The organism is Hansschlegelia beijingensis, from assembly GCF_045505405.1.
GTDB classification, from domain to species: Bacteria; Pseudomonadota; Alphaproteobacteria; order Rhizobiales; family Methylopilaceae; genus Methylopila; species Methylopila beijingensis_A.
Genome location: NZ_JBJKEX010000137.1, coordinates 1 through 7427 on the forward strand (window position 1 = coordinate 1; position 7427 = coordinate 7427).

Sequence of the window (7427 nt, forward strand, 5' to 3'; positions counted from 1 at the left end):
CGGGCGGCCTCGGCCACGACGGCGGGGCCGCGGCCCTGCACGGCGTCGAAGCTCTGCTTGCCGCTCTCGGACAGGATGCCGACCAGATTCACCACGGCGTCCGCGCCCTGAACCGCCTGCGCGACTGATTCGGGGAATCGGACATTGGCCTGCACGGCCACGATCTGGCCGACGCCGCCGAGCGGCTGCAGATGACCGGCGAGATCCGGCCGGCGGACCGCGACGCGGACGCGCCAGCCGTCGCGGGCGAGCGCGCGCACCACGTGCCGGCCGATGAATCCGGAGCCGCCGAACACCGTGACGAGCTTGTCCCCGACCGGCCGGCGGACTTCAGCGATCGTCATTTTCCTGGTCTCCTTGCGGCCTCGCGCCGCGGGCCGGCCAGACCTAAGACAGAAGCCGGGGGCCGTAAAGCGACCGCCGCGTCGCCTACGCCATTGACACGGCGGCCTCCGGCCCCCTAAGACCCGCCGCGAGCCCAGGTGGCGGAACTGGTAGACGCGCACGGTTCAGGTCCGTGTGGGTAACACCGTGGAGGTTCGAGTCCTCTCCTGGGCACCAAGACGCCGACCGGCGCCGCGAGATTTCGCGGCGCCGGGGCGGCCTCTCCCCTTAAGGGCCGCCGTCGGCGCGCGTCCGATCCTTCCAGAGGCGGCAGCATGACGATCCGGTTCCATCGCGGCGACCTTCCCGACGGCTATGCGGCAGGCGCCGCCGTCGCGATCGACACCGAAACCCTCGGCCTCAATCCCAACCGCGACCGGCTCTGCCTGGTTCAGCTCTCGACCGGCGACGGCTCCGCCGATCTCGTGCAGATCGCGCCTGGCCAGAACAGCGCGCCCAATCTCGAGCGCCTGCTGCGCGACCGTTCGGTTCAGAAGCTCTTCCACTTCGCGCGCTTCGACGTCGCCGCCCTCTACAAGGCGTTCGGCGTGATGACCGAGCCGGTCTACTGCACCAAGATCGCCTCCAAGCTGGTGCGCACCTACACCGACCGCCACGGCCTGAAGGACCTCGTGCGCGAGCTTCTCGGCGTCGAGATCTCCAAGCAGCAGCAGTCGTCCGACTGGGGCGCGGAGGAGCTTTCGGAAGCGCAGCTCAATTATGCGGCGAGCGACGTGCTCTATCTCCACGCGCTTCGCGAGCGGCTCGACACGCTGCTGGCGCGCGAGGGTCGCTCGGCCTTCGCCGACGCCTGCTTCGCCTTCGTGCCGGTGCGCGCCGCGCTTGATCTCGCGGGCTGGGCCGACAGCGACATCTTCGCTCACACCTGAGCGCGCCCGCGGCGCTTGTAGCCGGCGCGTCCTCTCCATACTTCGCGAGGCGTCCGGCGTCGCAAGAACGTCACGAGACCAGTTGACGGCGCCCGGCAAGCCGGACACGAAAGACGGCGCTGCGCGGGCAGGCGCAGAGGGAGGCCTGTCCCGGCCGCGGACGAGGAGTCGACGATGAGATTTCAGCTTGCCGTGCTTGCCGTGCTCGCCGTCTCTTCGCCCGCTGCGGCGCAACAGCAGCAGGGCGTCACCAGCGCCTTTTCGGGCTTCTCGCTCAAGTCCGACGAGCCCGTGAACATCGAGGCCGACAATCTCGAGGTGCGGGACCAGGAGCAGTCGGCGATCTTCACCGGCAACGTGGTGATGAAGCAGGGCGAGTCGACCCTGACCTCGCGCAAGCTGACGATCTTCTACTTCGACAAGAACAAGTCTCCCGCCAACTCCGGGGGCGTGAAGCCGACCCAGGGCGAGACCAAGGCCCCGGCCGGCGGCGCGACGCCCGAGGCCGGCCGCGACATCCGTCGCATGGAGGCCGAGGGCGACGTCGTCGTCACGCAGAAGGATCAGCGGGCGACCGGCGCGCGCGGCGTGTTCGACACGCAGGCGAACACCGCCGATCTCACGGGCGGCGTGGTGGTGTCCCAGAACGGCAACGTCGTGCGGGGCGACCGGCTCCACGTCAACATGACCACGCAGACCTCGCGCGTGGAAAGCGGCGGCGGCGGGCGCGTCCAAGGCGTCTTCAAGCCGCGCCAGCGGGATCAGGCCGGGGCCTCGAAGAACTGAGCGGCGCGATCGTCACGAAGCCCGAATGGAGCCGACCTTGTCCGTGATTTCGCGCGGCGCCTCCAGCCGCCCAGCGCTCGCGGCGCCTGATGGCTCGGGCGGCGGCGCGTCGACCCGCAACATGACGGAGTTCGACTACGCGGCCACCGGCGGAGGCGGCGCGCTCTCCGCCACCAACCTCGCCAAGAGCTACGGCGCGCGCTCCGTCGTGAAGGACGTGAGCCTGTGGGTCCGCAGGGGCGAGGCGGTCGGCCTGCTCGGGCCCAACGGCGCGGGCAAGACGACGGTGTTCTACATGATCACCGGCCTTGTGCCGGTGGACCGCGGCCGGATCGAGCTCGACGGCGCCGACGTGACGCGGCTGCCGATGTTCCGGCGCGCCCGACTCGGCATCGGCTATCTGCCGCAGGAGGCCTCGATCTTCCGCGGCCTCTCGGTCGAGGACAATATCCGCGCCGTGCTGGAGGTGGTCGAGCCCGACCGCGCGAAGCGCAAGCACGACCTCGACGCGCTGCTGGACGAGTTCGGCCTGACAGGGCTGCGCAAATCCCCGTCCATCGCGCTGTCGGGCGGCGAGCGCCGCCGCGTCGAGATCGCCCGGGCGCTCGCCAGCCGGCCGAGCTTCATGCTGCTGGACGAGCCGTTCGCCGGCATCGACCCGATCGCGGTCGGAGACATCCAGGCCCTGGTGCGTCATCTCACCAACCGCGGCATCGGCGTCCTGATCACCGACCACAATGTGCGCGAAACGCTCGGGCTGATCGACCGCGCCTACATCATCCATGCCGGCGGCGTGCTGATGGAGGGCTCTCCGGAGCAGATCGTCGAGAACCAGGACGTCCGACGGCTTTACCTCGGGGAGGAATTTCGGCTTTAAGAGACGCGCGGGCCATCCTCATGCAAGAATTGGCCCACTGGGCCTCTGTCCGCCCGCGCGTAACGATTTAGGTTCGAGCCGGCTCGTCGTCATCGCACGACCGGCGGCTTGCGCCGGAGAGCACTCGCCTGATGGCTCTGACCCCGAAGCTGCAGCTGCGCCAATCCCAGTCGCTGGTGATGACGCCGCAGCTGATGCAGGCGATCAAGCTGTTGCAGCTCTCGAGCCTCGACCTCGCCGCCTATGTGGATCGCGAGCTCGAGCAGAACCCCCTTCTGGAGCTCCACGATAGCCAGCAGGCCGCGCCGGAGGGTTCGGCTGCGAGCTCCGCGGAGCGCGAGGCCGACGAGTCGTGGGGCGACGCGGTCGAGCCCGAATCCCGCTCCTCCATCGAGGCGCGGCTCGACACCGACTTCGGAAACGTCTTCCCGGACGACGCGCCGCAGTCTGCGGAGCGGCCGACGCTTCCGGCGACGCCCGAGCCGGGGGATTGGTCCGGCCTCGGCGCCGGCGGCTCCTATTCGGGCGAAGGCGCCGACCTCGAGGCCTATGTGGCCGAGCGGACCACGCTGGCTGACCATCTGGAGCGCCAGCTCGCCCTCACGGTCACGGACCCGACCGAGCGGCTGATCGGCGCGCACCTGATCGACCTGGTGGACCCTGCGGGCTACCTGCGGGAGCCTCTGGAGACCGTCGCGGAGCGGCTGGCGGCGCCGCTTCCGGCGGTGGAGCGGGTGCTGGCGGTCATCCAGACCTTCGAGCCGACGGGAGTGGGCGCCCGCTCCCTGCAGGAGTGCCTGGCCCTCCAGCTCCGGGAGCGGGACCGCTTCGATCCCGCGATGCAGGCCTTGGTGGAGAATCTCGAACTCGCCGCCCGGCGCGATTACGCCGCGCTCCGCCGGCTGTGCGGCGTCGACGACGAGGATCTTCTGGACATGCTGGCCGAGATCCGCCGGCTTGACCCGAAGCCCGGTCACATGTTCGGCGCCGAGATCGTCCAGCCGGTCGTGCCGGACGTGATCGTCCGCGCCGCCCCCGACGGCTCCTGGATCGTCGAGCTGGTGGCGGACTCGCTGCCGCGCGTGCTGGTGAACCAGTCCTACTACGCGAAGGTGGTGAAGATCGCGAAGAACGAGGTCGAGAAGACGTTCCTGACCGAGTGCCTCCAGACCGCGAACTGGCTGACCCGCAGCCTCGAGCAGCGCGCCCGCACCATCCTCAAGGTCGCGACCGAGATCGTGCGGCAGCAGGACGGCTTCCTGACGCGCGGCGTGGCGCATCTGCGGCCGCTCAATCTCAGGATGATCGCCGACGCGATCGGCATGCATGAGTCGACGGTCTCGCGCGTCACCGCGAATAAGTACATCGCGACGCCGCGGGGCGTTTTCGAGCTCAAATACTTCTTCACGGCCGCGATCGCGAACGCGGACGGCGGCGAGGCGCATTCGGCGGAAGCCGTCCGGCACCGCATCAAGCTCATGATCGACGCGGAGAGCCCGGACGACGTGCTGTCCGACGACACCATCGTGAAACGGCTCCACGACAGCGGGGTCGAGATCGCCCGCCGCACCGTCGCGAAATATCGCGAAAGCCTCCGCATCCCGTCCTCCGTCCAACGACGCCGTGAGAAGAAGGCGGCCGCGGAGTCGGTCTAGTTCCGTTTTTATTGAGATCGCAGTGGTTTAGAGGTCTCCACAGGCTCCGGGAGGCTTGATTGACTTCGCGTGCCGCCGATCTTACTCCTTGGCCGACCCTCGCTGGCGCTGCCGATCCAGCTTGCTGCCGGACGTCTTGAGTGGAGCGGACTACATGGGCTTGCGCATTTCCGGGAAGAACCTCGATCTCGGCGAGGCCCTTCGCGGACAGGTTCAGGACCGGATCTCCGACGCGATGACGAAATATTTCGGCGGGGGATTCTCCGGCCACGTGACCGTCAGCAAGGACGGCGCGGGCTTCCGGACCGAGTGTTCGCTTCATCTGGACAGCGGAATCGTTCTGCAGTCGGCCGGCGAGGCGCCGGACGCCTATGCGAGCTTCGATCAGGCCGCCGGCCGGATCGAGACGCGGCTCAAGCGATACAAGAACCGCCTCCGCGACCATCACGCGGACGCCGACAACAGCGATCCGCTGTCCTATGTGGTGTTCGAGTCGCCCGCCGACGGCGTGGAGGAGGCGGAAGGCTGGAGCCCGGTGATCGTGGCGGAATCCACCAAGCCTCTGCGCCGCATGACGGTCGGCTTCGCGGTCATGGAGCTTGACCTCACCGGCGCGCCGGTCGTGGTGTTCCGGCACGCGAGCCATGGACGCGTAAACATCGTGTATCGACGGTCAGACGGAAACGTCGGTTGGATCGATCCGCCCTCCGGCGGCGCCGACGGCCATTGAGACATTCTGCGGCCCATTGACGGAGCGGAAGCCTGGAGGCTTCGTCTCGTCGCTGGCCGCCGCGACGCAAGGTTGAGACGTCTGATGCCCCTGAGCGATCTCATAGCGCCGAACGCCGTGTTGCCGGCGCTGAAGGTGAACTCCAAGAAACAGGCGCTGCAGGAGCTCGCCGCGCGCGCGGCCGAGCTCACCGGCCTGCCCGAGCGGGAGGTCTTCGACACGCTGCTGCAGCGCGAGAGGCTGGGCTCGACAGGCGTCGGCGCCGGCATCGCGATCCCGCACGGCAAGCTGCCGCGATTCGACAATCTGTTCGGGCTGTTCGCGCGGCTCGACCGCCCGATCGACTTCGACGCGCTCGACGGCGAGCCGGTCGATCTGATCTTCCTGCTGCTCGCGCCGGAGACCGCCGGAGCGGATCATCTGAAGGCGCTGGCGCGGGTCGCCCGCGTCCTGCGGGATCCGATGACCGCCCAGAAGCTGCGCGCCTCGCGTGACGCCAGCGCGCTGCACGCCGTCCTCACCCAGGTCGTCGCCTCGAACGCTGCGTGAGACGCGGCGAAGGCGCCCCGGAGGGCGCCTTCCTTCAGTGCAGGCTGACGGTGACCAGCTCGTGCTCGCGTGCGCTTTCGATCAGCGCCTCACGGGTGTCGGCGACCACGATCGGGACGCCGTCCGCGCCGAGCAGGGCGAACAGTTCGAGGCCGGGCTCGAGTTCCGGAGCTTCCGGAAACAGCGCGTTGAGATCCTGCGAGAGGATCGGCTTCACGTAGGCGATGTGGCCGTCGCCGATCGCGGCGAATTCCGCGGGGGTCAGCGGATTGCGGGCTTCGTTGCCTGAATTTCCACGCACCATGACTCACTCCTTCTCCGCGATGCGGCGGTTTTCATCGCGCGCCCTTATCGCGATACGCTGAACGGAACGCTTCGGTTCCGGCCGCGCGAGGTCGACCACCAGAAGCCCCGTCGCAAGATCCGCGCCGAGAACCTCCATGCCTTCGGCGAGAACGAAGGCGCGCGTGAACTGGCGCGCCGCGATCCCCCGGTGGAGAAACTGCCGGTCTTCCCGCTCCGCCGGCGGGCGCCCGCGAATGACGAGCTCGTTCTTCTCGAGCGTGACCTCGATCTGGTCGGGGGCGAAACCCGCGACCGCCAGCGTGATCCGCAGCCGCTCGGGCTCCCCGTCCTTCGGCGCGAGGCGCTCGATATTGTAGGGCGGATAGCCGTCGGCGCTCTTGGCCACACGGTCGAGCACGCGCTCCAGCCCGTCAAAACCGAGCAGGAACGGACTCTGTAGACTGGTCAGACGCGACATCGCTCAAAGTCCTCGCAGGAAGCGACTTTGACGGAGCCTCGTAAATAAAGCGCTCCGATGGCCGGGGCCCGGCCACGCGTGAAGATGGTTCCAATACGATGCGCTTTCAAGCGACCGCAGCGGGGGGCAGACCAGCGTCGCCCCTAGAGGCGCTCGCCGCTTTCCACGTCGAACATATGGAGATGCTCGCGCCGCGCGCCGAGGACCAGCCGGCCGTCCGGGCCGATCTCGGGACGGCTCGCCAGGCGGGCCGTGACCGGGTGGCCGCCGACGCGGCCGTGGACGTAGACGTCCGCGCCCGCGGCCTCGACCTCCTCCACCGTCACGGGAAGCTTCGCGCCGGGCTGCGGCGCGGCGTCGTCGAGGACGAAGAGCTTCTCGGGACGGACCCCCAGGAAGGCGTAGACGGCGGTGGTCATGACGCTCGCGCCGCCGAGATGCGTGCCGTCCTCGAGCGACAGTCCCGTCTGGTTCGCCCGCACCGGAAGGATGTTCATCGGCGGCGCGCCGAGGAGTTCGGCTACGCGCCGACGGCGGGGGCGGTCGTAGAGCTCGGCCGGCGGCCCGGCCTCCACCACGGCGCCGTTCTCCATCACCACCAGCAGGTCGGCCAGAGCGAGCGCGTCGGCGGCGTCGTGCGTCGCGTAGACCGTCGTGACGCCCGAAGCCCTGTGCAGCTCACGGATCCGCCGCCGGAGCGCCAGGCGCTCGCGCGGCTCGAGGTTCGCCAAAGGCTCGTCGAACAGAAGCGCGCGCGGCTGCCGCGTGAACGCGCGGGCGAGCGCGGCCCGGC

The 7427-nt window shown here is 69.1% G+C and carries 10 protein-coding genes and 1 tRNA gene; 7 read left to right on the forward strand and 4 right to left on the reverse strand.

What is annotated here, in order from left to right; all coding sequences use genetic code 11:
• Positions 1 to 344 (reverse strand): SDR family NAD(P)-dependent oxidoreductase (locus tag ACIKT0_RS10120; protein ID WP_407105230.1); only part of this gene is annotated, 344 nt, incomplete at its 3' end.
• Between the two features lie 132 nt (positions 345 to 476).
• Here ACIKT0_RS10120 and ACIKT0_RS10125 point away from each other — a divergent pair.
• The 7 genes from ACIKT0_RS10125 (at position 477) to ptsN (ending at position 5871) form a co-directional block, all read left to right on the forward strand.
• Positions 477 to 561: transfer RNA gene (locus tag ACIKT0_RS10125), tRNA-Leu, on the forward strand.
• 98 nt (positions 562 to 659) lie between these two features.
• Positions 660 to 1274, forward strand: coding sequence for a ribonuclease D (locus tag ACIKT0_RS10130; RefSeq protein ID WP_183394779.1), 615 nt, complete (start codon positions 660 to 662; stop codon positions 1272 to 1274).
• A 174-nt stretch (positions 1275 to 1448) separates the two neighbouring features.
• On the forward strand, positions 1449 to 2060 hold the full coding sequence (locus ACIKT0_RS10135; protein WP_407105232.1) for an LptA/OstA family protein: 612 nt from the start codon (positions 1449 to 1451) through the stop codon (positions 2058 to 2060).
• Positions 2061 to 2085: 25 nt separating this feature from the next.
• Positions 2086 to 2937, forward strand: a complete 852-nt coding sequence (gene lptB / locus ACIKT0_RS10140) for an LPS export ABC transporter ATP-binding protein (protein ID WP_407105233.1) — start codon at positions 2086 to 2088, stop codon at positions 2935 to 2937.
• A gap of 131 nt (positions 2938 to 3068) precedes the next feature.
• The gene (rpoN, locus tag ACIKT0_RS10145; RefSeq protein ID WP_407105234.1) at positions 3069 to 4592 is read left to right on the forward strand and encodes an RNA polymerase factor sigma-54; all 1524 of its coding nucleotides are present in this window, start codon (positions 3069 to 3071) and stop codon (positions 4590 to 4592) included.
• A gap of 154 nt (positions 4593 to 4746) precedes the next feature.
• Positions 4747 to 5322: a ribosome hibernation-promoting factor, HPF/YfiA family gene (hpf, locus tag ACIKT0_RS10150; RefSeq protein WP_407105235.1), complete on the forward strand. Its 576-nt coding sequence runs from the start codon at positions 4747 to 4749 to the stop codon at positions 5320 to 5322.
• Positions 5323 to 5406: 84 nt separating this feature from the next.
• Positions 5407 to 5871, forward strand: a complete 465-nt coding sequence (ptsN, locus tag ACIKT0_RS10155; protein ID WP_407105236.1) for a PTS IIA-like nitrogen regulatory protein PtsN — start codon at positions 5407 to 5409, stop codon at positions 5869 to 5871.
• 34 nt (positions 5872 to 5905) lie between these two features.
• On the opposite strand, the gene ACIKT0_RS10160 is transcribed toward ptsN, so the two are convergent.
• The 3 genes from ACIKT0_RS10160 to ACIKT0_RS10170 form a co-directional block, all read right to left on the reverse strand.
• Positions 5906 to 6175 (reverse strand): BQ00720 family protein, encoded by a 270-nt coding sequence (locus ACIKT0_RS10160; RefSeq protein WP_183394774.1) that lies wholly within the window; start codon positions 6173 to 6175, stop codon positions 5906 to 5908.
• A 3-nt stretch (positions 6176 to 6178) separates the two neighbouring features.
• On the reverse strand, positions 6179 to 6634 hold the full coding sequence (locus ACIKT0_RS10165) for an Hsp20 family protein (RefSeq protein ID WP_407105237.1): 456 nt from the start codon (positions 6632 to 6634) through the stop codon (positions 6179 to 6181).
• 143 nt (positions 6635 to 6777) lie between these two features.
• Positions 6778 to 7427: TOBE domain-containing protein (locus ACIKT0_RS10170; RefSeq protein WP_407105239.1), on the reverse strand; the 650-nt coding region annotated here is incomplete at its 5' end.